At 38.1% G+C, this 24,687-nt stretch carries 26 protein-coding genes and 2 pseudogenes; 27 read left to right on the top strand and 1 reads right to left on the bottom strand.

Annotated elements, in window-relative coordinates:
• Positions 1-360: 360 nt before the first annotated feature.
• From RIL182_RS19420 to RIL182_RS19325, 20 genes are all read left to right on the top strand, one after another.
• Positions 361-714 carry a DUF5640 domain-containing protein gene (locus RIL182_RS19420; protein WP_006858465.1) on the top strand — a complete coding sequence of 118 codons (354 nt, stop codon included), beginning with the start codon at positions 361-363 and terminating at the stop codon, positions 712-714.
• Between the two features lie 15 nt (positions 715-729).
• On the top strand, positions 730-1,503 hold the full coding sequence (gene srtB, locus RIL182_RS19415) for a class B sortase (RefSeq protein ID WP_082241384.1): 774 nt from the start codon (positions 730-732) through the stop codon (positions 1,501-1,503).
• Positions 1,504-1,549: 46 nt separating this feature from the next.
• The gene (locus tag RIL182_RS19410) at positions 1,550-2,533 is read left to right on the top strand and encodes a helix-turn-helix transcriptional regulator (protein ID WP_006858463.1); all 984 of its coding nucleotides are present in this window, start codon (positions 1,550-1,552) and stop codon (positions 2,531-2,533) included.
• 183 nt (positions 2,534-2,716) lie between these two features.
• A complete protein-coding gene (locus RIL182_RS19405; RefSeq protein ID WP_006858462.1) occupies positions 2,717-4,006 on the top strand; it encodes an IS110 family RNA-guided transposase in 1,290 nt (429 codons plus the stop codon).
• Positions 4,007-4,427: 421 nt separating this feature from the next.
• Positions 4,428-6,290 (top strand): Eco57I restriction-modification methylase domain-containing protein, encoded by a 1,863-nt coding sequence (locus tag RIL182_RS19400; RefSeq protein WP_006858483.1) that lies wholly within the window; start codon positions 4,428-4,430, stop codon positions 6,288-6,290.
• Positions 6,291-6,454: 164 nt separating this feature from the next.
• Positions 6,455-6,847: a pyridoxamine 5'-phosphate oxidase family protein gene (locus RIL182_RS19395; protein ID WP_006858461.1), complete on the top strand. Its 393-nt coding sequence runs from the start codon at positions 6,455-6,457 to the stop codon at positions 6,845-6,847.
• Positions 6,847-7,212 carry a DUF4186 domain-containing protein gene (locus RIL182_RS19390; protein ID WP_006858460.1) on the top strand — a complete coding sequence of 122 codons (366 nt, stop codon included), beginning with the start codon at positions 6,847-6,849 and terminating at the stop codon, positions 7,210-7,212. Before RIL182_RS19395 ends, RIL182_RS19390 begins: the two co-directional genes overlap by 1 nt.
• 11 nt (positions 7,213-7,223) lie before the next feature.
• A complete protein-coding gene (locus tag RIL182_RS19385) occupies positions 7,224-7,595 on the top strand; it encodes a VOC family protein (protein WP_006858482.1) in 372 nt (123 codons plus the stop codon).
• A gap of 21 nt (positions 7,596-7,616) precedes the next feature.
• Complete coding sequence (locus RIL182_RS19380; protein ID WP_006858459.1) at positions 7,617-8,090, top strand: YaiI/YqxD family protein; 474 nt, start codon at positions 7,617-7,619, stop codon at positions 8,088-8,090.
• Entirely contained in the window at positions 8,077-8,295 is a 219-nt protein-coding gene (locus RIL182_RS19375) for a hypothetical protein (protein ID WP_006858458.1), read from the top strand. Before RIL182_RS19380 ends, RIL182_RS19375 begins: the two co-directional genes overlap by 14 nt.
• 3 nt (positions 8,296-8,298) lie before the next feature.
• A complete protein-coding gene (locus tag RIL182_RS19370) occupies positions 8,299-8,820 on the top strand; it encodes an O-acetyl-ADP-ribose deacetylase (RefSeq protein WP_006858457.1) in 522 nt (173 codons plus the stop codon).
• Positions 8,821-8,909: 89 nt separating this feature from the next.
• Positions 8,910-9,335 (top strand): EMAP domain, encoded by a 426-nt coding sequence (locus tag RIL182_RS19365; protein WP_015559630.1) that lies wholly within the window; start codon positions 8,910-8,912, stop codon positions 9,333-9,335.
• A 241-nt stretch (positions 9,336-9,576) separates the two neighbouring features.
• Positions 9,577-11,136: a cardiolipin synthase gene (gene cls / locus RIL182_RS19360; RefSeq protein WP_006858456.1), complete on the top strand. Its 1,560-nt coding sequence runs from the start codon at positions 9,577-9,579 to the stop codon at positions 11,134-11,136.
• Positions 11,137-11,390: 254 nt separating this feature from the next.
• Positions 11,391-12,755 (top strand): citrate/2-methylcitrate synthase, encoded by a 1,365-nt coding sequence (locus RIL182_RS19355; protein WP_006858480.1) that lies wholly within the window; start codon positions 11,391-11,393, stop codon positions 12,753-12,755.
• Position 12,756: 1 nt separating this feature from the next.
• The gene (locus RIL182_RS19350; RefSeq protein WP_006858455.1) at positions 12,757-13,182 is read left to right on the top strand and encodes a MarR family winged helix-turn-helix transcriptional regulator; all 426 of its coding nucleotides are present in this window, start codon (positions 12,757-12,759) and stop codon (positions 13,180-13,182) included.
• A 127-nt stretch (positions 13,183-13,309) separates the two neighbouring features.
• Positions 13,310-14,743 carry a phospholipase D family protein gene (locus RIL182_RS19345; RefSeq protein ID WP_006858454.1) on the top strand — a complete coding sequence of 478 codons (1,434 nt, stop codon included), beginning with the start codon at positions 13,310-13,312 and terminating at the stop codon, positions 14,741-14,743.
• Positions 14,722-15,432 carry a response regulator transcription factor gene (locus RIL182_RS19340; protein ID WP_003693048.1) on the top strand — a complete coding sequence of 237 codons (711 nt, stop codon included), beginning with the start codon at positions 14,722-14,724 and terminating at the stop codon, positions 15,430-15,432. The genes RIL182_RS19345 and RIL182_RS19340 overlap by 22 nt, the downstream gene beginning before the upstream one ends.
• Positions 15,432-16,475: a HAMP domain-containing sensor histidine kinase gene (locus RIL182_RS19335; RefSeq protein ID WP_006858453.1), complete on the top strand. Its 1,044-nt coding sequence runs from the start codon at positions 15,432-15,434 to the stop codon at positions 16,473-16,475. Before RIL182_RS19340 ends, RIL182_RS19335 begins: the two co-directional genes overlap by 1 nt.
• A 31-nt stretch (positions 16,476-16,506) precedes the next feature.
• Positions 16,507-17,571, top strand: a complete 1,065-nt coding sequence (locus tag RIL182_RS19330) for an FUSC family protein (protein WP_006858452.1) — start codon at positions 16,507-16,509, stop codon at positions 17,569-17,571.
• A complete protein-coding gene (locus RIL182_RS19325) occupies positions 17,561-18,133 on the top strand; it encodes a CDP-alcohol phosphatidyltransferase family protein (RefSeq protein ID WP_006858451.1) in 573 nt (190 codons plus the stop codon). Before RIL182_RS19330 ends, RIL182_RS19325 begins: the two co-directional genes overlap by 11 nt.
• 232 nt (positions 18,134-18,365) lie before the next feature.
• Here RIL182_RS19325 and RIL182_RS19320 read toward each other — a convergent pair whose 3' ends face one another.
• Complete coding sequence (locus RIL182_RS19320) at positions 18,366-18,548, bottom strand: hypothetical protein (protein WP_044999425.1); 183 nt, start codon at positions 18,546-18,548, stop codon at positions 18,366-18,368.
• 160 nt (positions 18,549-18,708) lie between these two features.
• Between RIL182_RS19320 and RIL182_RS19315 the strand changes: the two are divergent.
• The 7 genes and pseudogenes from RIL182_RS19315 to RIL182_RS19285 all read left to right on the top strand — a co-directional run.
• Positions 18,709-18,891, top strand: a pseudogene (locus RIL182_RS19315) (hypothetical protein); the annotation flags it as partial.
• A gap of 21 nt (positions 18,892-18,912) precedes the next feature.
• Entirely contained in the window at positions 18,913-19,902 is a 990-nt protein-coding gene (gene bsh, locus RIL182_RS19310; protein ID WP_134523456.1) for a choloylglycine hydrolase, read from the top strand.
• A gap of 50 nt (positions 19,903-19,952) precedes the next feature.
• Positions 19,953-21,767, top strand: coding sequence for an ATP-dependent zinc metalloprotease FtsH (gene ftsH / locus RIL182_RS19305; RefSeq protein WP_006858448.1), 1,815 nt, complete (start codon positions 19,953-19,955; stop codon positions 21,765-21,767).
• A gap of 332 nt (positions 21,768-22,099) precedes the next feature.
• Positions 22,100-22,351, top strand: a pseudogene (locus RIL182_RS19300) (DUF4368 domain-containing protein); the annotation flags it as partial.
• Between the two features lie 98 nt (positions 22,352-22,449).
• A complete protein-coding gene (locus tag RIL182_RS19295) occupies positions 22,450-23,145 on the top strand; it encodes a class I SAM-dependent methyltransferase (RefSeq protein WP_082241383.1) in 696 nt (231 codons plus the stop codon).
• 104 nt (positions 23,146-23,249) lie between these two features.
• Complete coding sequence (locus RIL182_RS19290; protein ID WP_044999424.1) at positions 23,250-23,963, top strand: lantibiotic protection ABC transporter ATP-binding protein; 714 nt, start codon at positions 23,250-23,252, stop codon at positions 23,961-23,963.
• Positions 23,956-24,687 (top strand): lantibiotic immunity ABC transporter MutE/EpiE family permease subunit, encoded by a 732-nt coding sequence (locus RIL182_RS19285; protein ID WP_006858445.1) that lies wholly within the window; start codon positions 23,956-23,958, stop codon positions 24,685-24,687. Before RIL182_RS19290 ends, RIL182_RS19285 begins: the two co-directional genes overlap by 8 nt.

The raw sequence follows: 24,687 nt of genomic DNA, 5'->3' as shown, positions 1-24,687 counted from the left end.
CTTACGAAAAGGATTTCTTCGGAAGTCCCTTTCCGAAAGGCGGCAAAAAAAGCGCTTTGCCGATTTTCGGAAAGAAATCGAACAAGGAGAAATCAAATGGACGAACAAGAAAAAGAAATTGAAGAAATACTCAGAACATTTGACAAAGCACCTTCGCCTTCGTCAGAGAATAGTGTTCAAAATCAAGCATAGCAAAACAATAAGCAGCCTCGGCAAATTTCCCAAAAACCAACTGACACCGAACGGATTGCCCGCACATCAAATCAAACAGAATACAAAAGACAAGCTCAGTCAAGCAAAGGCAGGTATCTCTCCCCTACACGCAAAACCGCAATAAAGCGAAGAAAAAGGCAAAGAGCTGTGATTGTTTCGTTATTAGCACTCCTTTTTGTTGTTCTGATTATTGTGCTGATTTGTAAAGGCTGCTCTGGCAGAATAGATGCGCTTGCCGGCAAATGGGATTTTGATGGGACTACTGCCTATGAATTTGACGGCAAAGGCAGCGGTGCAATGCTCCTCACCCTTGCAGATTATGATTTTACCTATGAAATCAAGGACAATCAGCTATATATCGACTTTGTGAACGAATCGGCACATGACGCAACCTATGAGTTTAGTGTCAAAGGCGATACCCTCATCCTCATCGGCGGCGAAGGAACAATCGGCGGCACTTATGAGCTGACTAAGGTGCATGATAAAAAAGCAGACAAATAAGGACGGTGTTACGCTATAAAAAAGGTATGGAAAATCCTGATTTTATCTGTATGTATAACTGTTTTTTCTTTATCTGCATATCACATTTATGATTATTGGAAAGAAACACAGGACAGTCAAAGACAGAATGATGTGCTGATTGATAAAGCGGTAGAAACCGCACCACAAACACAGCAAACGGAGAATGGACAAACAGAATCTGCGATAAAGCCTGTTTCTGAAACTGCACCAATTACGGTAGACTTTGAGCGTTTGCAGGAAGAAAACAAGGACATTATTGCTTGGCTCTATTGCCCGGATACCGAAATCAACTATCCGGTAGTACAGAGCAAGGATAACGAGTATTATCTTCGCCGACTGCTTGACGGTACTTGGAATATAGCGGGAACGCTTTTTATGGATTACCGAAACGCCGCCGATTGTTCTGATCTGCATACCATTATCTACGGTCATAATATGAAAAACAACACGATGTTCGGCTCTCTGCCTAAATACAGTAAGCAGGAATATTACGAAGAACATTCTGTTTTGTATCTGCTCACACCAAAGCAGAATTATAAAGTGAAGCTGATCGCCGGATATGTTACACCGTCAGATTCAAAGGTGTATGAATTTGAGAAAACGAAAGAGGAACGCAGCGGACTGCTGAAAACAGCGCTGGATAATTCCTTGTTTACCTCCGGGACAACTGTATCCGATGAGGACAGACTGCTTACACTGTCTACCTGTTCCTATGAATATGACAATGCTCGTTTTGTACTGATGGGTATTTTAAAAGAAATCGGGTGAAATTTACTGTAATTTGCGGTGAGTCTGTTCGAGAAAGGATAAATGTATGGAAGCAAAACCAAGAATACTATATCTACTGAAAATCTTGTTGGAGCGTACTGATGAAGAACACCCGCTTTCTACAACGCAGCTCATCGGGATTTTGAATGAGGAATATGGGATTTCTGCTCACAGGACAACCATAACGAAGGATATAGCAGCTCTTGTGGAATATGGACTGGATATTGTAACCATTCATTCGACGCAAAGCAAGTATTTTGTAGCCAGCCGAAAGTTTGAACTGCCGGAGCTGAAACTGCTGATAGATGAAGTAGAGTCATCGAAGTTCATTACAAAGAAGAAAAGCGAAACGCTGATTGAGAAGATACATACGATGACCAGTCCGGGGCAGGTGGCAAAGTTGAAGCGTAATAATTATGTGGTCAATCGAATTAAGCCAGATAATGAGCAGATATATTACATCATCGACGCTATAAATGAAGCCATTAACGCAGGTAAACAGATTTCTTTTCAGTATTATGATTATACCGGATTAAAGAAAAAGGTTCTGAAGAATAAGGGCGAGATTTATAAGCTGAACCCGTATAAACTTCTCTGGTGTGGGGACTATTATTATGTTCTCGGATACTCTGAGAAGAAAAGCAAGGTTATCAATTTCAGGGTAGACCGTATTGCTTCCAAGCCGGAGATACTGGATAAGGATATTATTCCTATGCCTGATGATTTTGATATTGAGAATTACACAAAAGAAGTATTCTTTATGTTCTCAGGCGAGAAAGTCCTTGTGGATTTACGATGTGATAACAGTCTGATGAAAACAATGGTTGACCGTTTCGGAGAAGATGTGACAACCCTTGCGTATGATATGACTTCTTTCAGGGTACAGACCGAAGTATCAGCCAGTCCAACCTTTTTTGGTTGGGTATTTGGTTTTAATGGCAAGGTACAGATACTTGCACCGGAAAGTGTAAAAGAACAGTACAGACAGATGATTGCACAAGCCGATGAGGATATGCAGGAAAGCGAATAGTGCAGATTTGAATTTGTGCAGACGGTCTGCATAAAGCGTAAAGTCAATATTAAAGAATGGAGAGCTTCCTGTATAATTCAAAGTGTAGAGAGTAAATGATTTTACAAAAATAGATACCTAAGTTAAACTGTCATTGCTGACCGGCCAGTTAGCAAATGAGCAGAATAAGGAAGGTATCTACAAATGAATTCTACACAAAACAAGAAGATTGAGCAAGTAAAAGAAACAACAATGATTGTTGGTATTGATGTTGGCAGTGAAAAGCATTATTTCAGAGCTTTTAACTGGAGAGGCATTGAGCTTACCAGAAAGCCTGTAGCGTTTTCAAACTCTATGGAGGGATTCAATAGCTTTTACAATACGATTGTGGAGCTGATGCAGAAAAGTGAACTTGAAGAGGCACTGGTAGGAATTGAACCAACCGGTCATTACTGGTTTGATCTTGGGCAGTTCATGGGCGAAAAGAGTATAAAGTTTGTGATGGTAAATCCGCACCATGTGCATAAGACCAAAGAGTTAGATGACAACAGTCCATCTAAAAATGACAGAAAAGATCCGCGTGTTATTGCAGGGCTTGTAAGGGATGGACGGTATTTTTATTCCTATATGCCGACAGGTGTATATGCAGAACTGCGGAATGCGTCAAACCGCCGGTTTGTGCTTGTAGAAGAACAGACCAGGGCGAAGAACCGTCTGCAGAAATGGATTGCGGTGTATTTTCCGGAATATAAGGGAATTTATACACACATAGATGCCAAGGGAGGTCTGCTGGTATTAAAACAGGCACCGACTCCCGAGGAGATAGTAAAGCTTGGAGAAGAAGGCATCATAAAGATATGGAAAGATGCCAAACTCCGGAGAAATGGGAATAAAAAGGCACTGAAGATCCTGAATGCGGCAATGAGAAGCATAGGATTAAGAACAGGTCTTACAGAAGCCCGGATGGAGATACAGGATCTGATAGAGGATTATGAACTCCAGACAAAACGCCTTGAACGGGTCAATGATCTGATCAAAGAACTGTGCCAGCAGATCAGGTATGCGGATAAGCTGCTTGAAATAAAGGGCATAGGAATAACAACAGTAGCTGGTTTCATAGCAGAAGTTGGTGATATCACGCGCTTCGATAGCACGAAAGAACTTCAGAAACTGGCAGGATTAGAACTGGTGGCAGATAGTTCCGGTAAGCACAACGGAAAGACAAAGATAAGCAAAAGAGGGCGCAAGCGTCTCAGATATCTTCTTTTCGAGGCGGCGATATCGGTGGTGGGAAAGAATGAAGAATTCAAAGAAATCCACAGGTATTACACCACCAGGGAAAAGAATCCATTAAAAAAGATGCAGTCGTTGATAGCAGTAGCATGTAAGCTGATAAGAGTATTCCATGTGATCCTTACCAAGGGAGTTAGCTATGATGCATCAAAGATGTTGGAAGGCATCCGACATCCGGGAGAGCAGCTAAAGTCTGCGTAAAAGAGTAATAAAGAACAACCATAATGATTACAGGAAGCGTCCACCGAAAGGTGCTGTAATCGGAGTGTTAGATCAGTAATGAAAGTACAAAGAATGAGCTGGTAGCCGGCAGGAATTTTCTCCGGAGGGCAAGACCCTGATGAATAGCTAAGCTGGCACCCTGGTTATGGACAGGCAGAACGAAGGAAGTGAGGACCCGCCGTAAGGAGGATGATCCTGTTGGACATGAGAGGTGAGCTGCCATATAGGGATGGGTACAGATCGAGGCCATTTAGAACGGATAGTGATGACGTTTTATTTGGTGCACCCATTATTACTATATATCTGCCCTGTATGAGGTAAAGATCACTCCATAACCTTAGTTTCATTTAACAACAGGTATCAAAAAGTATTGAATTTATTGAAAAAAGCACTTGATTATATGGAGAGGATTATTGCAATAAAGAAACAGCTTGGAGTGTTGTTTAAGCATGGAAAAGATGAACTCCTAACAGAATATGATATAGATGTTATAGATGATATATTAAGTGTATATGATGGTCAGGGAAAGAGTTTTCATTATGATAAAAACAATGTATTATCTCAGTCGGTGCAAGAAACACTGTTCAATGAAAAAAGAACTATTATTGAAAACTGTTTATTTGGCGTAGATTTAAACTCAAAAGCAGTTGCTATATGTCAACTTCGTCTATGGATTGAGCTATTAAAAAATGCATACTATAAAAATGAAGTAATGGAAACTTTACCGAATATTGATATAAATATTAAAAGTGGAAATTCTTTGATAAATAAATTAAATTTTGCTATTGGTAGTAAGATAGGACAAGGTGGTGTAGAACTAGAAAAAAATACTCAAAAATTAATTAATCAGTATAAGAAACTAGTAGCAGCTTATAGAGGAGTATCAGATAAAAGTGTAAAAGCAGAAATACGAAAAAATATAGAAAGTATTAAAGCGAATCTACATAGCATATATAATCAAATCTCATTTTCTGTGAATAAGAATATGGAGATCGTATTTGACTATGGTAGTGATTCATCTATATATAGAGATGCTTTTGAATGGGCTATAGAATTTCCAGAATTATTGGATGAAAAAGGTGTATTTACAGGATTTGATTGTATCATAGGAAATCCTCCATATGGATTGCTTAATAAGAAACAAAATCAAAATACAAGTATTTCGGTTGCACCAGAATTATTAGATTATTACAAGACGAGTAAGGTATATGAATGGGCAAAAGGCGGTGTTTTAAATATATACCGAATGTTTATATGCCGGTGCTTTTCGTTGTTGAAGAATGATGGTCATTGCTGTTTGATTTTTCCATTAGCATTTATGGGAGATGCTACGAATTCAAAAATTCGTCAATTCGTTATGGAAAATACACAAGTGGATTTTATAGAAGCATTTCCTGAAAGAGATATTGAAAGTAAGAGAGTGTTTAAGGAAGTCAAGATGTCAGTATGCATTTTGGGAGCAACTAAAAGGAAGGTGCCTTCTTCATATAAATTTAGCGTGCGGATACATCGTGACAAATATGTAGACGATAATAACGAAGCTATGTTTATTTCGTATGACGAAATAAAGGCAATTGATAATAAGTATTTGTCTATTCCATTGATCAGACAACATGAATTATCAATCTTTTTAAAGATGACAAATGAATGTAAGAGAATGTCGGAGATAAGTAAATGCTACACTGGAGAAATAGACATATCACTTCATAGTGAATTTATAACAAATTCAAGTAGTGATCATTCCATGTTGAGAGGGGCACAAGTGCAGAAATATTACATTACAAACGACATTAGCCAAGGAGATATTCTTTTCTTAAAGGCAGATGGTTATTTAGATAAAAATAGGGGCGAGAAAAGCCAACATCATAATAGACGTCGGATAGTAATGCAAGGGATTACCGGAGTTAATGAAAAGTGGAGACTAAAAATGACGATGGCGCAGCCACCTTATTTTTGTGCAAATTCTGTAAATTATTTAATACCAGATATGACAGATGATTTTGATTATTTCATACTTGGAATACTGAACTCGAAGTTATTAAATTGGTATTTTGCCAAATTGAGTACAAACAGCAATGTTAATGGGTATGAAATTGATGGATTGCCAATTAAGATGGGAATCGTTGAGCAAAGAAATGAAATTATTCAATTGGTTGGTGAATTACTTCAATCTTATGACGAAATTAAAGTCAAAGAGATTGATGATATTGTATATCAGATATATGGAATTACTGAGTATGAGAAACCTATAATTGAGGGATAGAAATAAGTAAACAATTTATCTATTTGTATTTAAGATAAATTAATCAAATTTAAGCAATATGGCATAAAATATTTATGTGTTGTTTTGTCGCTTTTCATGCGACCAGCTCTGTTACTTTTGCAGATACAATGTGATTAGAAACTTATTGATAGGAGGATTACATCATGGAACGAGTAGCACAATTTTTAAAAGAAGCAGAGACATATTATTTGGCAACAGTAGAAGGTGACCAGCCAAGAGTTAGACCTTTTGGTACAGCACACATTTTTGAAGGAAAGCTGTATATTCAAACTGGCAAGGTAAAGGATGTTTCAAAGCAGATTCACACAAACCCGAAGGTAGAAATCTGTGCATTTAAAAATGGCGAGTGGCTTCGTGTAGCCGGAGAACTTGTAGAAGATGACAGAAGAGAAGCAAGACAGTCTATGCTCGATGCTTATCCATCTTTACAGAATATGTACTCAGCAGATGATGAAAATACAGAGGTGTTCTATTTTAAAAATGCGACAGCTACATTTTCAGCATTTACACATGAGCCGGAAGTAGTGAAGTTTTAATGACTAAGGATGAATGGTACAGGCAGTTATTTGAGCGGTTGGATAGTTCCAAGTTCCGAAGCAGTTTTCACTTGAAACAGAAAGATATTGATTACATAAATGAGAAGGGACTTGATACCATCAGACAACACGCTGCGGACTTTATTGCAAAGAGGGAAGCTCCGGCATATATAGCAAATGATGGCAAACAGACACCAATGCGTGGACATCCAGTATTTATTGCCCAGCACGCAACAGCAACATGCTGCAGGGAGTGCATCCGAAAGTGGCATAAAATGCAGCCGGGCAAGGAACTAAGTCAGGTGCAGCAGGATTATCTTGTAGATGTAATTATGACATGGATTCAACGACAAATGGAGATGTAGGAACATATAATATGAGTTTGAAAAATGTATTGATCATTGTTGATAATATTGACGAATCAATTGATTTTTATGAAGAACTGTTTGGATTGCGTGTGATTACAAGGCTGGAAGGTAATGTAATAATGTCTGAGGGGCTTGTATTACAGGATGTAGATGTATGGTATGATAGTACAAAAATACATACAACTCCACATAATAATATGACGGAACTTTATTTTGAAGATAATGACATAGAAGGTATTATTGAAAAACTGGAGTCTGGCAAGTATGTTGTAAGTTATGTTACGGATTTAATGGAACTTGAAGGTGGACAGAAGCTTGTAAGATTCTATGATCCATCAGGAAATCTTATAGAAGTACGAACACCAGTTAGTTACAACTGAAGAAAGCGGATTTGAGAAAAAATGCAGATATTTGTAGATGCGGATGCGTGTCCGGTAGTGGACATTGTCGAGACAATAGCAGAGAAATACAATATTTCCACCACATTGCTGTGTGATACGAATCATATTTTGTATTCTGATTACAGCGAGGTGATTGTGGTAAGTGCAGGAGCAGATGCAGTGGATTATAAACTGATCAGCATTTGTCATAAAGGGGATGTAGTAGTATCGCAGGATTATGGTGTCGCTGCTATGGCACTTGGGAAAGGTGCATATGCTATTCACCAATCCGGTAAGTGGTACACGAATGAGAACATAGATCAGATGCTTATGGAGCGACATCTTAATAAGAAGGTAAGGCGCAGCTCTCATAAGAATCATATGAAAGGACCGAGAAAGCGTACAGAAGAAGATGATGTACGCTTTGCACAGTCCTTTGAAAAACTTATACTGATGGCAAAATCAAAAGAAGGTGCTCAGAGTGGGACTATTTAAGAAAAATATAGTTACAAAGACATATGATAAAGAAAATAAGAAACCAGTAATCAAGGCGAGCATATGTAATGGCGAGCAGGTTGCCGGATTTAAGAATATTCATACAGGTAAGATAGACGAGGTTATGTTGATTAAGAATCATGCAGACCTTGATGCATTCAAGAAAATGTATGGAATAGATGGTGCGATAGAGAAGGAATATTGAACAATGTATTTGATTAAGACGATAAAAGGTGACATAACAAAAGTAACAGATGTGCAGGCAATCGTGAATGCAGCAAACAATTCCCTTCTTGGCGGAGGTGGTGTAGATGGTGCGATTCACAGAGCAGCAGGACCGGAGCTTCTGGCAGAGTGCAGGACACTTCACGGATGTGAGACTGGAGAAGCAAAGATAACAAAAGCCTATAATTTGCCATGTGATTATGTGATACATACTGTAGGACCGATATGGAATGGTGGAAGGAATAGAGAAGAGGAACTTCTTGCTAACTGCTATTTTAATTCCATGAAGCTGGCAATGGATAATGGAATCAGGTCTATTGCATTTCCTTCTATATCAACGGGAGTATATAGTTTTCCGGTTGAGTTGGCAGCAAAGATTGCAGTACATACAGTAAATAGGTTTTTGCAGGATAAACCGGATTGGTTTGATCTGGTGGAGTGGGTGCTATTTGATGCTCATACTGAGGCGGTATATGAGGCTGAGGTGGATAAGATATATGAATAATAGAAACGAAATGTCTAGTATATCTGTTGATGATTTTGTTTTTGTCGATATAATATATTGTGAGAAATGAAGAAAAGGAGATTAACCAAATGGATAACAATGAAGTAGTAGTAGCAGAAGAAGTGGCAGCAGTTGCTGAAAATAATACAGGTATTGAAATTGAGCCTTTATTTGAAGAGCAGGTTGATTTTGATACATTTTCAAAGTCAGATTTTCGTGTTGTAAAGGTGAAGAATTGTGAAGCAGTTCCAAAGAGCAAGAAGCTTCTTAGATTTACACTTGATGATGGAACTGAGAATGAGAGAACGATTCTTTCAGGAGTACATGCTTTTTATGAGCCAGAGGAACTTGTTGGAAAGACATTATTGGCAATCGTAAATCTTCCACCACGTTCTATGATGGGAATAGATTCATGTGGTATGCTTCTTTCTGCAATTCACAATGTAAATGGAGAAGAAAAACTGAATCTGGTAATGTTAGATGATGCAATTCCAGCAGGTGCAAAATTGTATTAAGAGTATAAATGTCACATGGGTGTTAATAACTGTGTGGCATTTTATCGTTGTTGTTGATAAGAATGTGAAAAGCAGGAGGAACTACGGAGAGAGGTAAAACATATAAGGTTATTATGTGACTTTGATGATAAAGTAGCATATATCATTGGTTATGTTACATACAAATGAGGTTGCAGATATTAGTGAAAGAATGATTGAGTAGAATAAATTATTAGTATTTTATTAGGAAGGTGGAATATATATGAAGCAAGATACTTTAGAGGGCAAAGCAAAAACAAAAAATGGGGTAAAACGGCTGTGTTTTTCCATAGTCTGCATTCTTCTGGAAGTAATTTTTATTATTACTATCGTAACACGCTTGAATGAATATGCAGAAATTATAAATTTATTTACAAGGATTTTGAGTGGAATCTTGGTCTTGGGATTGTACGCATCAGATAAGACCTCTTCTATGAAAATGCCTTGGGTCATCTTAATTCTAATTTTCCCAATTATGGGTGTAGGCCTGTATTTGTTGATTGGTTTGAATGGTGGCACACATAAAATGCGTGAGCGATATGCAGAAATTGATAGCAAATTGTTACCAATGCTTCCGGACAGTCAGGAGTGTTTGAGCAGAATAAAAGAAACAATTCCGAAAGCAGGAAATATAGCAAGTTACATACAAAGAAATTCGCAGTATCCAATCTATCAGAATACGGATATTGTGTATTTTGATGAAGCAGTGAAAGGATTAGAGGCACAGCTTAAGGATTTGGAGAAAGCACAGAAGTTTATCTTTATGGAATATCATGCGATAGAAGACGCTGAAGCATGGCATAAGATTCAAGATGTTCTGGAAGAGCGAGTAAAAGCAGGTGTGGAAGTCAGGGTATTCTACGATGATATGGGTTCTATAGGCTTTATTAACACAGATTTTGTGAAAAAGATGGAGGCAATAGGAATTCATTGCCGTGTATTCAATCCGTTTATGCCAGGTTTAAATCTGTTTTTGAACAATCGTGATCATAGAAAAATAACAGTTATTGATGGAAAAGTCGGATTTACAGGTGGATATAATCTAGCAAACGAATATTTTAATTACACACACCCGTATGGACAGTGGAAAGATACAGGTATTCGTTTAGAAGGAGATGCTGTTCAGTCGCTTACGGTGACATTTTTGGAAATGTGGAATGCAGTAAGTGATAAGGATGCTAATGATTCTGATTTTAGTAAATACCTTTTCCACTATGATTATGCGGCACAGCAAACTGGGTTTGTTCAACCTTATGCAGACAGCCCTATGGATAATGAGCAAGTAGGAGAAGAAGTTTATATCAGTATGATAAATAAAGCTGAAAAATATTGTTGGTTTATGACTCCATATCTAATCATAACAGATGAAATGACGCATGCGTTATGTCTGGCTGCTAAGCGAGGGGTAGACGTAAGAATTATCACACCTGGTATCCCTGATAAAAAATTCATTTATAATATAACTCGTTCTTTTTATCATGGATTAGTTAAACATGGTGTTCGTGTTTATGAGTGGACTCCTGGTTTCTGTCATGCAAAAATGAGTGTGGCAGATGACTGTATGGCAACTTGTGGAACAATTAATCTGGATTATCGAAGTTTATATCACCATTTTGAAAACGGCTGTTTTATGGCAGATTGTCAGGCAGTTGTGGAAATAAAAAATGATCTGATAAGAACGATGGGAGAATGTCGTGATGTGACAGACCAATATCAAACCGGACGAAGTGCATATTTGCGACTGGGACAATTATTTATGAGATTATTTGCTGGATTGCTATAAGAATCTGATGAAACGACCTTTCAAAAAACAGTTGATTTAGAAGTTAACTGTTTTTGAAAGGCCGTTTTTGCTATATCTAACAGTCTGTTGTACAAAGAAGATTTTGCATGGATGAAAAAACAAACCTTGTTGAGGTTAAATTGAGTTTTCCATTGTATTGTATTGCTAATGAATAAGAATAAGAAAAAGAACAGACAATGCTGAATGCTCTGGAAACAAGAATATCTGAGTATAGTATGTAAGTTCGTAACAGAATGAAAGGAGCGATTCAAATGAGCAATTTGGAAAATTATATGAAACAGCAAGCAATTTTTTGTGAACAAAATGATAGCATTAGTAAGAATCTGTATTCAGAGTATGGTGTAAAAAGAGGCTTACGAGATGAAAAAGGCCAAGGTGTGTTGACGGGGCTTACAAATATTTCTGATATAAAAGCTTTTGAATATCGTGATGGAGTAAAGAGTCCATGTGATGGCGAGTTATCTTATCGTGGTTATAATATAAAAGATTTAGTAACAGGAAGTAAAGGAAAAAGGTTTGTCTTTGAAGAAGGAGCATATCTTCTTTTATTCGGAGAATTGCCAACTGATACACAGTTAATGGAATTTCAGGGAAGACTATCTGATTGTATGGAACTACCGACTAACTTTACCAGAGATGTCATTATGAAAGCACCTACATCAGATATTATGGGTTCTATGACTCGAAGTATTCTTACATTGGGCTCTTACGATAAGGAGAAAGAAAGTCTTGAAATTCCGAATGTGCTAAGGCAGAGTATGCAGTTGATCGCAGTATTTCCTATGTTAGCAGTATATGCATACCATGCTTATTGTCATTATGAAAAAAACGAAAGTATGTATATTCATAGACCTGAAAAAGATTTATCTATTGCTGAAAATTTCCTGCGCCTATTAAGACCAGATACAAAATTCACAGAACTGGAAGCAAGAGTACTGGATATAGCATTATTGTTACATATGGAACATGGTGGTGGTAACAATTCTACATTCACTACACGGGTAGCAACATCTTCAGGTTCAGATACTTATTCTGTTATTTCAGCAGCAATGTCATCCTTAAAAGGAAAAAAACATGGCGGTGCAAATCTGATGGTAATGAATATGATGGATGATATTAAAAGTCATGTGAAAGATTATGAAGACGAAGAGGAAATTGCATCATATCTGAGTAAGATTTTGAAGAAAGAGGCGTTTGATCAGAAAGGACTTATTTATGGAATGGGACATGCTGTATATTCTATTTCCGATCCGAGAGAAAGGGTGTTCAAAGGCTTTGTAGAACAACTCGCAAGGGATAAAGGACGTGAGAAAGATATGACCCTTTATAACAATATTGAGAAGATTGCACCTAAGTTGATTGCAAAGCAGCGTCAGATATTCAAAGGAGTAAGTCCTAATATAGATTTCTATAGTGGTTTTGTGTATGACATGTTGAATATTCCAAGAGAATTGTACACGCCATTATTTGCGATAGCAAGAATTGCTGGTTGGAGTGCACATCGCCTGGAAGAATTGATAACTACAGATAAGATCATTCGCCCGGCATATAAGAGTCTAGTCAGCAAAAAAGAATATATAGAAAGAGAGGAACGATAATATGGGAGCAGGAACCAGTGCAGAGGAGTTTTTTTTAAAGAGCATCAATGTTGAAAGTATATTTGAATTTGTCGAAAGAACAGATTATTTGTTCCTTTATAGTATAAAGGAATGTGTTGAAAAATCAGACTGTCATGAAGGAGTATATCTTTCAGAAGTGGCAGAATACATGAAATTATCGATTCCAGAAACATCTAAGATGGTAAAAAGTCTTGAAAATAAAGGATATATTATCTGGAAATTAGATGAAAAAAAAGAAAGAACATACCTTGTTTTGACGAACAAGGCAATTGAATTAAGTAATTGTCAGAAAGAAAAAATGATAGAAGCGTATGAAAAAATCATATCGAATATACAAGAAGATGACCTGGCAGTTACACGGTGTACATTGAGAAAAATCCGACAGCTTATGGAAGAAATAAAATAGTGATTAATACAACGGAGTAAGAAAAGCTCCTTCATATATTAGAATAAAAATAAATTTTGTTGAGGTTAAATTGAGATTGACTTTGTATTGTATCAGTATGAAATAAAAAGGAATCAGGTAATGTACAATGAAAAAGTATAAAATATGTAAAATCCTTCTTGTTATACTGGCAATTTTTTTATGTATGGCTTTTTATGAATTGCTCGGAATCTGCGTTGCATATAAAAAGCAGCCGGAAGTGTCCAATACAACCAAAAAAGAAACAAAAAATGGGTCATGGAACGAATGCAGTGAAAATACAGAACGGGCAGTAATCATAGAAAAGAATCCAGAAGCGCTTTTACAAAGAGTGCGTTTGATCAAGAATGCAAAAAAGGAAATTATTCTTTCTACTTTTGCATTTCAATCCGATGAAAGTGGAAAATTGATTTTAGGAGCACTGCATGATGCGGCAGACAGAGGTGTACATATTCGTCTGTTAGTAGATGGAATGGAGAGCTGGATTGATATGGAAGGCAATCCGTATTTCTATGGATTATCTTCCCATGAGAATGTTGAAATTAAACTATATAATAAGGCTAATCCGTTGAAACCATGGAAGATGATGGGTAGAATGCATGATAAATATTTGATTGCAGATGGAAAGAGATATATTCTTGGGGGAAGAAATACATACAATTATTTCCTGGGTGATTTTCCGGGACATAAGAACTATGACAGAGACGTGTTAGTAGTTTGCGATGAACCTGAGAAAGAAAATTCAGTTAACCAGTTGTTAGAGTATTTTGAAACGATATGGGAACAAGAAGACAGTGGTTATTTTCATGACAATAAAAAACTGGCAAATAGAAAATCTGTAAAGAACGCAGTTTTAGAGCTGCAGAACGGCTATCAGAAATATTTTGAAGAGAATAAGGAAAGAATCTGCGATACCGATTACACGGACGAAACTTTTGAGACAGAAAAGATTGCATTAGTGTCAAATCCTATTCACACAGGTTCCAAAGAACCAGTAGTGTGGTATCAGTTGGGAGAATTGATGAAAAATGCAAAAAATCGTGTGAAGATCCACACGCCATATATTATCTGTAATGATATGATGTATAATACATGGGAGGAGATTGCAGAGAACGTTTCAGATTTTTCTATCATGACAAATTCAGTTGCGAATAATGGGAATCCATTTGGGGCTGCCGATTATGCGAAAAACAGAAATAGAATCTTAAGTACAGGAATTAATATCTGGGAATATGAAGGCGGTTATTCATACCACGGAAAAAGTATTCTGATTGACGATGATCTGTCTGTAATCGGTTCCTTTAATATGGACATGAGAAGTACATATCTGGATACGGAACTGATGCTTGTAATACGCAGTAAAGATATTAATAAACAGTTGGAAGAGGGGATGATGGAATATGAAAAAGTGTCCCGCCAGATATTAGAAGGCGGAACTTATAATGATCCATATCATGTAGAGCCAATCGAATTAACAAAGAAACGTCAGAGAAAAATATTTTTAGTACAGCATCTGCTTGGATGGGCAAGGTATCTGTTTTAATAAGGAGGAAGGAAAACGTGTTTCAAATATTGATTGTAGAAGATGATAAAGAATTAAGCCAGCTATTCCAAAAAGTGCTTGAGAAGAATGGATATCAGGTCAAAAGTGCATCGGATGGAGCACAGGCATTAGAAGTATTGGATAAGGAATATATTGATCTGATCATTTCTGATATTATGATGCCGGTTATGGATGGCTATGAACTGGTGTCGGAACTTCGTTCAGCAGGATATCAGATACCAGTGCTTATGATCACTGCGAAAGGTTCCTTTGATGATATGCGCCAGGGATTTCTTTCGGGAAGTGACGATTATATGGTAAAACCGGTAAATGTGAATGAAATGGTTTTAAGAGTCGGAGCACTGCTTCGCCGTGCACAGATACTGAATGAACACAAAATTGTGATCGGTTCAACAGAGTTTGATTATGATGCAATGACGGTTACAACTGATAAGGAAAGTCTTGTTTTGCCTAAAAAAGAATTCCTGCTTTTATATAAGCTTGCAGCTTCGCCAGGCAGAACATTTACAAAACAACAGTTGATGGATGAAGTATGGGGATACGAGACGGAGGCAGACCCACATACGATAGAGGTACATATAGGAAGAATCAGAGAGCGTTTTAAAGATAACCCTGATTTTGAAATCGTAACAATGCGTGGAATTGGATACAAGGTGGTGAAAAAATAATGGAACAAAAGAAAGAAAAAGGATTGCGGATCCGATCCTGTCTGACTGGTGCAATCTGGCTGGCACTTGTATTTTCAACAGTCATATCTGCTTTATTATTTGCTTTTTTGAATCATTTTTTTAATCTGCCGGGCAGCATACCTGTGCTTGGCTGGCTTTTGATTTTCAATACATTGATTGCAGGGCTGATCACTTCCTTTATTAATGCAAAGTTACTAGAACCAATTACCAGACTTAGTAAAGCAATGAAGGAAGTTTCTCGGGGAGATTTTGAACAGCATTTGGAAACGAACAGCCGTATCGCAGAAGTTGGAGAATCTTATCAGAGTTTTAATGTGATGACAAAAGAGCTTCGTGCAACAGAGGTGCTGCAGATGGATTTTGTATCTAATGTTTCTCATGAGTTTAAGACCCCGATTAATGCCATTGAAGGGTATACAATGCTTCTTCAGGGAGAAGAACTGTCTCAGGAGCAAGAGGAATATGTAGAAAAAATCCTGTTTAATACCCAAAGGCTTTCCGGATTGGTTGGAAATATTTTGCTGTTATCCAAGTTAGAGAATCAGAACATACCAATGAAAAAAACAGAATATCGTCTGGATGAACAGATCCGTCAGGCATTTCTTTCCCTGGAGACAAAATGGACAGAAAAAGAAATTGGTTTCCAGGTAGAGCTGGAGGAAGTTAAATATACTGGAAATGAAGGACTTTTTATGCATATATGGATGAATCTTTTAGATAATGCGATTAAGTTCAGTCCTGCAAAGGGGACAATTATGATGTTTCTGAAGCAGGAAAAGGATTCTGTAATGTTTATTCTGGAAGATGAAGGACCGGGAATAGAGGATGATGTGAAAACCAGAATATTTGATAAATTTTATCAGGCAGACGGTTCTCACAAAGCAGAAGGAAATGGTCTCGGCCTTGCACTTGTGAAACGGATCGTAGATAGTGCTGGCGGGACAATCAAGGCAGAAAACCGGGAATATGGTGGATGCAGATTTGTTGTAGAGCTTCCAATACAGAAAGATGAGACCATATAAGTTTAAGAAAAACAGATAGAGGAGGAATTACATGACATTTTATCAGGAATTGCAGTTAAATCAGGCAGGTTCTAAAAATCTGTTGAAAAAGAGTGAAACAGTGAAAGAAAAATCATATCATATACTGGTATATTTGGTAAAGATAGCTGTTACAATGGCATTTTGTTTTTTATTTGTTACTATTTTCAGTATCTTATTTGGAAATGAGAATAGTATTGTGGGTGTAGTAGTTTTATTATGCCTTATGGTATTTCGGAATGCGGATCTGGGGATCCACACCGGACAATCTACGATGCTTTTGGCTTTGTTCTTTGTAATTATGACTGTATGTCCGCATTTAGCAAATCAGTTTTCACCGGTATTGGGAATGCTGTTAAATATTGCGGCACTGGCTGTGTTGATTCTGTTCGGATGCCATAATCCATTCATGTTTAATCAATCTACATTGGTTCTTGGGTATCTGCTGCTATATGGTTATGATGTTACGGGAAAAAGCTATCAGATGCGATTAGTCGGAATGGCTTTAGGTGCAGCACTTACCTGCTTCGTATTTTATCGAAATCATAAAAACAGAACTTATAAAAGAAATCTGAAAGATCTGATACAAGAATTTGATATCACTTCTTCCAGAACAAAATGGCAGATATGTCAGATTTTATGCGTGCCGATTGTCCTTTGCATTGCAGAACTTTGTAATATGCCACGTGCAATGTGGGCTGGTATTGCGGCCATGTCCGCGATTTTGCCATTTATGGAAGATATGCACTACAGAGTCCGTAAAAGGATTGTCGGAAATATTGCAGGTGTTATATGTTTTACAGTGTTATATTTTCTGCTTCCTTCGTCAATCTATGCATATATAGGAATTCTTGGTGGAATCGGTGTAGGATTTTCAGCACAATATGGCTGGCAGGCAGTATTTAACACATTTGGTGCTTTAGCCATTGCTGCAGAGACTTATGGACTACAAGGAGCGGTTAGTCTTAGAGTGATTCAAAATGTTTTTGGTGTTGTGTTTGCTTTAGCATTTTGTGTTATATTTTATTGGTTTATGTCTAAAAAAAAGGAAAGTGATGTGACCGTACATGCAGAGTGAAGTGAATCAGGAAGAAAATTTGAATAGAATTATTACGGTTCCTAATCTTCTTTCTTTTTTTCGGCTTTGTCTGATTCCGGTAATTATATGGAGTTATTGTGTAAAGAAAAATCCTCTGTTAGCTGGTGAAATCTTATTGCTGTCTGGTCTTACGGATCTTGCTGATGGATATATCGCAAGAAGATTCCATAGGATTAGTAATTTAGGAAAAATACTTGATCCGGTGGCTGATAAGCTGACACAGGCAGCGATGTTAATCTGTCTGTTTACTCGTTTTCCGCATATGCTTCTTTTAATCGTAATAATGGCAGGTAAGGAGCTGTATATGGTAGTCAGTGGATGTCTTGTGATACGAAAGACAGGAAAAGTACATGGTGCAGACTGGCATGGAAAGATAGTAACCTTTTTATTATATGGAACTGCAGCGGTGCATATTATATGGTTCCAAATTACACCGATGGTATCAGATCTGTTGATTGGTTTGTGCGCTATAATGATGGTCATATCGGTCGCTCTGTATATTATCCAGAATACCAGGACTCTTAAGGGAGAGACTGTATAAGCAATTTTATATTGCAATGACTAGAAAAATATTTAGGAGAAGATAGATATAAACATTAAGTCAAACACACAAACTATGGAGTCTTTAGTCGGTTTAATAAAATTTTAGATAGAAAATAAATCATTCAATGTCATTTAGATAAGATTTTTTATGACAAAAAGACAGATTGCTTATCTGCCTTATAATGCAGTATAATGGTAACGAGATTTATGCAACCCGATACATGAAATCCCTATTTCTCTTTGGACGGAGGTGGCATCTGGAGCATAAACTGAATATACTCGCGGAAAGAAAGTTTGCGGTTCCTAGTAAAATCACTTTCCGGATTACGGCAGAACATGGAGTGAATTTCATCGAGTTCTGTGATGCAGTTGTCGAGTGTGGATTTTAAATTAGATAAGAAAAAATCAGCCATAATGAGCCTCCTTGAAATATGTTTATAATCAAGGCTTACGCAACATATATTGGCTTACTTGTCAACTGTTTTTTGTAATATTTTTAAAGTTTTTAGGTATAAAAACAGTGGCTTTCTATGACAGAAAACCACTAAAATGATGCTTAACTGAATGGCATTGCTTTATCACCACTTTGAAAATGGTTGTTTTATGGCGGATAGTCAGACAGTTTTGGATATAAGAGATGATCTGGGAGCAACCATGAATGAATGCAGGGAAGTGACCGAAAAGTACCGCACAGGACGGAGTGCATATTTACGGCTCGTACAGTTGTTTATGAGATTGTTTGCAGGACTATTATAGCAGAAAGAAGAGGTGTTCGATATGTGTACAGCAGCAACTTACAAAACAAAAGATTTTTATATGGGCAGAACGCTTGATTATGAATTTTCCTATGGGGAACAGATCACGATAACGCCAAGAAATTACGAATTTGATTTCCGGTTTTCCGGGAAGATAAAAAGCCATTATGCTTTGATCGGAATGGCATTTGTTGCAGAAGTTTATCCGCTTTATTATGATGCTGTTAATGAAAAAGGCCTTGGAATGGCAGGTCTTAATTTTGTCGGCAATGCGGCATATGAAGAGGCTTTGCCGGAAGATGAAACAGAAGTCAGCCAGGTGGCACAGTTCGAGTTCATCCCATGGATCCTTACACAGTGTGCTACTGTAGCAGAGGCGAGAGAGAAGCTGGCAGCAATGAGACTGACAGGTACAGCATTCAGTGAACAGCTGCCGACAGCACAGCTTCACTGGATCATTGCAGACAAAGACTCCTGTATCGTTGTTGAGTCTATGAAAGATGGGCTGCATGTATATGATAATCCGGTAGGAGTGCTTACCAATAATCCCCCATTCCCGAGTCAGATGTTTGCACTGAATAATTATGCCGGAGTATCCAGAAAACAGCCGGAGAGTACTTTTGCAGGAGTATTACAGCTTGATGCATATAGCAGAGGAATGGGTGGAATGGGAATACCTGGAGATCTTTCCAGCCAGTCAAGATTTGTGAAAGTTGCCTTTACAAAATTAAATTCGATCTCCGGTGAAGAAGAGGATGAGAGTGTAAGCCAGTTCTTCCATATCTTAGGATCCGTAGATCAGCAGCGTGGATGCTGTGAGGTGACAGAAGGCAAATATGAGATCACGATATACACGTCCTGTTGTAATACAGCAAAAGGTATTTATTATTATACGACTTATGATAATCATCAGATCACAGCGGTTGACATGCATGCAGAAAATCTGGATTCAGATCAGCTGATCTGTTATCCGCTTCTGTCCAAGGGCGAAGTCAGATGGCAGAATAAATAATACGAAAATGCACGGAGAAAGCATAACGCAGAACAACAGGAGGAAAGACCATGAAAGAAGTTAAAACACCGAAAAAACCACTGGCATATTATTATGGGATTGTGTTAATAATGCTGATCGTATTTAATCTGGTTGTCACACCAATCCTTATGGAGCATCAGGTAAAGGAAACGGATTATGGAACTTTTATGAGCATGATCGAGAAGAAGAATATTGGTGAAGTAGAAGTTGAGGACAATCAGATCATCTTTACAGATAAAGATCAAAAAAATATTTATAAAACAGGTCTGATGAACGATCCGAACCTGACGGACAGGCTATATGAATGTGGAGCAGTATTCGCAAAAGATATCGATAAGCAGATGTCACCGATCATCAGCTTCCTGCTGACCGGGGTTTTGCCATTGATTCTTTTTATCGCACTGGGAAATTATATGGCGAAGAAACTGATGGAGCATGCCGGAGGAAAAAATTCGATGGCTTTTGGAATGGGAAAAAGCAATGCGAAGATTTATGTGCAATCCAGTGAGGGAATCCGTTTTTCAGACGTTGCAGGAGAAGATGAGGCGAAAGAAAACCTTTCAGAGATCGTTGATTATCTTCACAATCCGAAGAAGTATACCGATGTAGGTGCGTCTATGCCAAAAGGTGTCCTTCTTGTAGGACCTCCGGGAACCGGCAAAACAATGCTTGCAAAAGCAGTTGCGGGTGAATCAAATGTACCATTTTTCTCAATGTCCGGATCAGAATTCGTTGAGATGTTTGTCGGTATGGGAGCTTCCAAAGTTCGAGATCTTTTCGGACAGGCAAAGGAAAAGGCACCATGTATCGTGTTTATTGATGAAATTGATGCCATTGGTAAAAAGCGTGACGGACAAATGGGCGGAAATGATGAGAGGGAGCAGACCTTAAACCAGCTTCTTACAGAGATGGACGGATTTGAAGGAAATAATGGTGTCATCATTCTTGCTGCAACGAACCGTCCGGAGTCGTTAGATCCGGCACTTACACGTCCGGGACGTTTTGACAGACGTGTGCCGGTTGAACTGCCGGATCTTGCAGGCCGTGAAGCAATTTTAAAGGTTCATGCAAAGAAGATAAAAGCATCTGATGATGTTGACCTGCATACGATTGCACGTATGGCATCGGGGGCATCCGGTGCGGAGCTTGCCAATATTATAAATGAAGCAGCATTACGTGCTGTCCGTAGTGGAAGGACCGTTGTAAATGAATCTGATCTCGAAGAAAGTATAGAAGTGGTTATTGCAGGATATCAGAAGAAGAATGCGGTTCTTTCAGATCAGGAGAAGAAGGTTGTTGCATATCATGAGATAGGACACGCTCTGGTAGCTGCATTGCAGAGTCATTCAGCACCGGTCCAGAAGATTACGATCATCCCGCGTACCTCAGGTGCACTCGGCTACACTATGCAGGTTGAGCAGGGTGATAAATATCTGATGACGAAAAAAGAACTTGAGAATAAGATTGCTACATTTACAGGCGGACGTGCGGCAGAGGAGATCGTATTTGGTGAGATCACGACCGGAGCCTCCAATGATATCGAACAGGCAACAAAAATTGCAAGAGCGATGATCACCCGCTATGGCATGACAGATGAATTCGACATGGTGGCAATGGAAAACGTGACCAACCAGTATCTTGGCGGCGATACGTCTCTTTCCTGTTCTGCAGATACACAGAAGGAAATTGATGAAAAAGTCGTGCAGCTCGTAAAAGCAGAGCATGAAAAAGCAAGAAAAATCCTTGCTGAAAACAGGGAAAAACTGGACGAACTGGCTATGTACCTGTATGAGAAGGAAACAATTACAGGTGACGAATTTATGGATATTTTAGACAGAAAATAATGTAGTTTATTAGATAATCAATGTCATTTAGATAAGGTTTTTTATGATGAAAACAGTATATCATATGCGTTCATGCATTGAAAATACTGTTCAGTTAAGAAATGCTGTATTTTTTTGGTACACTAATGCGTAGAAAGCAGGTGTATGATGAGTTCAAATCATTTTTTTGTGTATGACAAAAAGACAGATTGCATATCTGCCTCATAACGCAGTATAATGGTAACGAGATTTATGCAACTCGATACATGAAATCCCTATTTCTCTTTGGACGGAGGTGGATAGGATATTTTCGATTGTACCTGACAGATGTCAGATACTTTTGTATGAGAAGCAAGGCCAACCAGAAGCGCCTGCACGACCTGTCAGTGATGCAGAGCCGGGCGGACGCACAGGAAAGCGAAGTCCGCACCTTTATCAAGGAAATCCGGCGCTATGCTGCCATTGAGAAACTGGACGAGGTAGTATTGAACCGGCTGATCAGCAAGATCCTGATCGGCGAGGTCAAGAAGGTGGACGGTCAGAAGGTGCAGAAAGTCAGGATCGTTTATAACTTTGTCGGGGAAATCCCGGAGATTGCAGCGTAAAAAGTAACTCTCCATCTCTCAGATATTGTGAGGGATGGGGAGTTATTTTTTCAAATATAGTTCAACGGCATCTTAATTATTGATACTCTTTTCTCTGCCTGCCAAGTATCCTAACACCGTCAATAGATTTTCTAATCAAGCAGTTACATTTAAAAGGAACGGAAAAAATACTTGATCTTGCATGTGGATTTGGTCGGCACTCACTGGAGTTTGCCAGACGTGGGTATGATGTTACCGGTATTGATATTACACCGGCGTACATAGATTATGCAAACGAGCAGGCAAAAAAAGAAAATTTGAATGCAAAGTTCATTTGTCAGGACATTCGCACGATCACATTTGATAAGGAATTTGATGTTGTGCTGAATATGGCGGATGGAGCAATAGGATATCTTGAAGACGATGGGGAAAATCATAAGATTTTTTCTGTCATTGCGAAAGCATTAAAAAATGGTGGAAAGCACTTTATGGATATCATGAATGGAAGCTATGCCCAAACACATTTCCCTTGCAAGTTATGGGATGCAGGAGAAAAGGGACTTACATTATCTGCTTTTGAATGGGAGAAGGATAGAAAAACGCTGATATATGGGCAGGTAGACTATATGTATGGAGAAGCACTTTATAAGCCTGAAATGAAAGAAGGAAATCCTATAAGGTTATATAGTTTGGATGAAATCACGGAGATATTCGGTAAATTAGGACTTCGTATTTGTAACAGCTTTGCTGATTTCAGTGGAAAGCCGAGTTCTGATAATGATATTCAATTGACGGTTTATTCCATACGAGAATAAAAATAGAGTAGACGAATTATTTAGCAATCTTCATCAAATCTTTATTTTTTTCTGTTAGGTTATATTTCAGTAAGAAATGAAATATGGAAGGAAGGATAGTAAAGATGGAAATGATGTTGCAGACACAAAATTTGTGTAAATATTTTAGAAAGCAGAAAGCGGTAAATAATGTTTCACTTAATATAGAAAAGAAACAGATTTATGGACTGCTTGGACCGAATGGTGCGGGAAAATCTACCACATTGAAAATGTTGACTGGTATGATGAAACCAACTGCAGGAAAGATTTACTTTGATGGAAAACTTTTGGATAGGAAAGATTTATCAAAAATAGGAGCGTTAATTGAAAATCCGCCTATTTATGAAAATCTTTCCGCCAGAGAGAATTTGAAGGTAAGACAATTATTGCTTGGTACAGATGAAAACAGAATTGATGAGGTCTTGCAGATTGTATCACTTACAAACACCGGAAAGAAGAAAGCAGGACAGTTTTCTTTGGGAATGAAACAAAGACTAGGAATTGCAATGGCATTGCTTGGAGAACCGGAACTCTTGATATTGGATGAACCTACGAATGGATTAGATCCAATAGGCATCGAGGAATTACGAGAGCTGATCCGGTCTTTTCCGGAACAGGGAATCACTGTAATTCTCTCCAGTCATATTCTCTCAGAGGTACAGTTACTTGCAGATAAAGTCGGGATTATTTCAGGTGGAATCTTAGGATACGAAGGAGCATTAAAGCAGGGAGATAATCTTGAAGATTTGTTTATGAATGTGGTAAGAAAAAACCAGAAAGCAGGTGAAATCCATGGTTAATATTATAAAAGCAGAACATCAAAAAGCCAAAAGAACCATGCGAAAAAAGTTTATCTGGGGATTTCCTCTTCTTACATTTGTCATGGCATTTATATTTACTCTTGGGATGACAAATGCTTATGCAGAAAGTGTTTGGAACTGGTGGTATACACTTTTGCTGCCGGGGATGATTGCTCTATTTTGTTATCTTTCTGTGGCGCAGGAGAAAAAGATAAAATACTATCATTTAATGACTATTCCCACAGACAGAAGAAAATTGTTGCTGGGGAAAATTATTTATATTGGGTACATGATTTTGTTTTCTAATGTGATTGTGTTTGCAGGAGCAACGCTTGGAGGCTTTCTTCTAACGACACATGTTCCAGTGAAAGGAGCGTTGATTGCAGTATTGTTTCTGACGGTTTCTGAGTTATGGGAGATTCCGGTAGCTTTATTTTTAAGTGAACGATTTGGAATGATTGTAAACCTGTTCGTCTGCCTATTTATTACCGTCAGCGGTGTGGTAATATCACAAACCAGAATCTGGTATGTACTTGTTTCTGCAATCCCTATGCGAATGATGTGCCCGTTGCTTCATGTTTTACCAAATGGACTTGCCGCAGAAGCAGGGAATCCTCTTTTGGATACGGGAGTCATTGTTCCGGGAATGTGTCTCTCAATCATCTGGTTTGTTTTTGTAACGGTTCTGTTTTTGAAATGGTTTGAGAGAAGAGAGGTGAAATAA

It is taken from the genome of Roseburia intestinalis L1-82 (assembly GCF_900537995.1).
In the GTDB taxonomy this organism is placed as follows: Bacteria; Bacillota; Clostridia; order Lachnospirales; family Lachnospiraceae; genus Roseburia; species Roseburia intestinalis.
This window is presented reverse-complemented; position numbering and strand designations above follow the sequence as displayed.

What these genes read in the sequence shown, in the direction of transcription:
- RIL182_RS19390 (WP_006858460.1), top strand. Translation starts at nt 6,847, where the DNA reads ATGACTAAGGATGAATGGTACAGGCAGTTATTTGAGCGGTTGGATAGT.
- RIL182_RS19340 (WP_003693048.1), top strand. Translation starts at nt 14,722, where the DNA reads ATGGGCAAGGTATCTGTTTTAATAAGGAGGAAGGAAAACGTGTTTCAA.
- cls (WP_006858456.1), top strand. Translation starts at nt 9,577, where the DNA reads ATGAAGCAAGATACTTTAGAGGGCAAAGCAAAAACAAAAAATGGGGTA.
- RIL182_RS19400 (WP_006858483.1), top strand. Translation starts at nt 4,428, where the DNA reads ATGGAGAGGATTATTGCAATAAAGAAACAGCTTGGAGTGTTGTTTAAG.
- RIL182_RS19410 (WP_006858463.1), top strand. Translation starts at nt 1,550, where the DNA reads ATGGAAGCAAAACCAAGAATACTATATCTACTGAAAATCTTGTTGGAG.
- RIL182_RS19385 (WP_006858482.1), top strand. Translation starts at nt 7,224, where the DNA reads ATGAGTTTGAAAAATGTATTGATCATTGTTGATAATATTGACGAATCA.
- RIL182_RS19325 (WP_006858451.1), top strand. Translation starts at nt 17,561, where the DNA reads ATGCAGAGTGAAGTGAATCAGGAAGAAAATTTGAATAGAATTATTACG.
- ftsH (WP_006858448.1), top strand. Translation starts at nt 19,953, where the DNA reads ATGAAAGAAGTTAAAACACCGAAAAAACCACTGGCATATTATTATGGG.
- RIL182_RS19380 (WP_006858459.1), top strand. Translation starts at nt 7,617, where the DNA reads ATGCAGATATTTGTAGATGCGGATGCGTGTCCGGTAGTGGACATTGTC.
- RIL182_RS19345 (WP_006858454.1), top strand. Translation starts at nt 13,310, where the DNA reads ATGAAAAAGTATAAAATATGTAAAATCCTTCTTGTTATACTGGCAATT.
- bsh (WP_134523456.1), top strand. Translation starts at nt 18,913, where the DNA reads ATGTGTACAGCAGCAACTTACAAAACAAAAGATTTTTATATGGGCAGA.
- RIL182_RS19285 (WP_006858445.1), top strand. Translation starts at nt 23,956, where the DNA reads ATGGTTAATATTATAAAAGCAGAACATCAAAAAGCCAAAAGAACCATG.
- RIL182_RS19290 (WP_044999424.1), top strand. Translation starts at nt 23,250, where the DNA reads ATGGAAATGATGTTGCAGACACAAAATTTGTGTAAATATTTTAGAAAG.
- RIL182_RS19320 (WP_044999425.1), bottom strand. Translation starts at nt 18,548, where the DNA reads ATGGCTGATTTTTTCTTATCTAATTTAAAATCCACACTCGACAACTGC.
- RIL182_RS19350 (WP_006858455.1), top strand. Translation starts at nt 12,757, where the DNA reads ATGGGAGCAGGAACCAGTGCAGAGGAGTTTTTTTTAAAGAGCATCAAT.
- RIL182_RS19335 (WP_006858453.1), top strand. Translation starts at nt 15,432, where the DNA reads ATGGAACAAAAGAAAGAAAAAGGATTGCGGATCCGATCCTGTCTGACT.
- RIL182_RS19355 (WP_006858480.1), top strand. Translation starts at nt 11,391, where the DNA reads ATGAAAGGAGCGATTCAAATGAGCAATTTGGAAAATTATATGAAACAG.
- RIL182_RS19395 (WP_006858461.1), top strand. Translation starts at nt 6,455, where the DNA reads ATGGAACGAGTAGCACAATTTTTAAAAGAAGCAGAGACATATTATTTG.
- RIL182_RS19365 (WP_015559630.1), top strand. Translation starts at nt 8,910, where the DNA reads ATGGATAACAATGAAGTAGTAGTAGCAGAAGAAGTGGCAGCAGTTGCT.
- RIL182_RS19330 (WP_006858452.1), top strand. Translation starts at nt 16,507, where the DNA reads ATGACATTTTATCAGGAATTGCAGTTAAATCAGGCAGGTTCTAAAAAT.
- RIL182_RS19370 (WP_006858457.1), top strand. Translation starts at nt 8,299, where the DNA reads ATGTATTTGATTAAGACGATAAAAGGTGACATAACAAAAGTAACAGAT.
- RIL182_RS19405 (WP_006858462.1), top strand. Translation starts at nt 2,717, where the DNA reads ATGAATTCTACACAAAACAAGAAGATTGAGCAAGTAAAAGAAACAACA.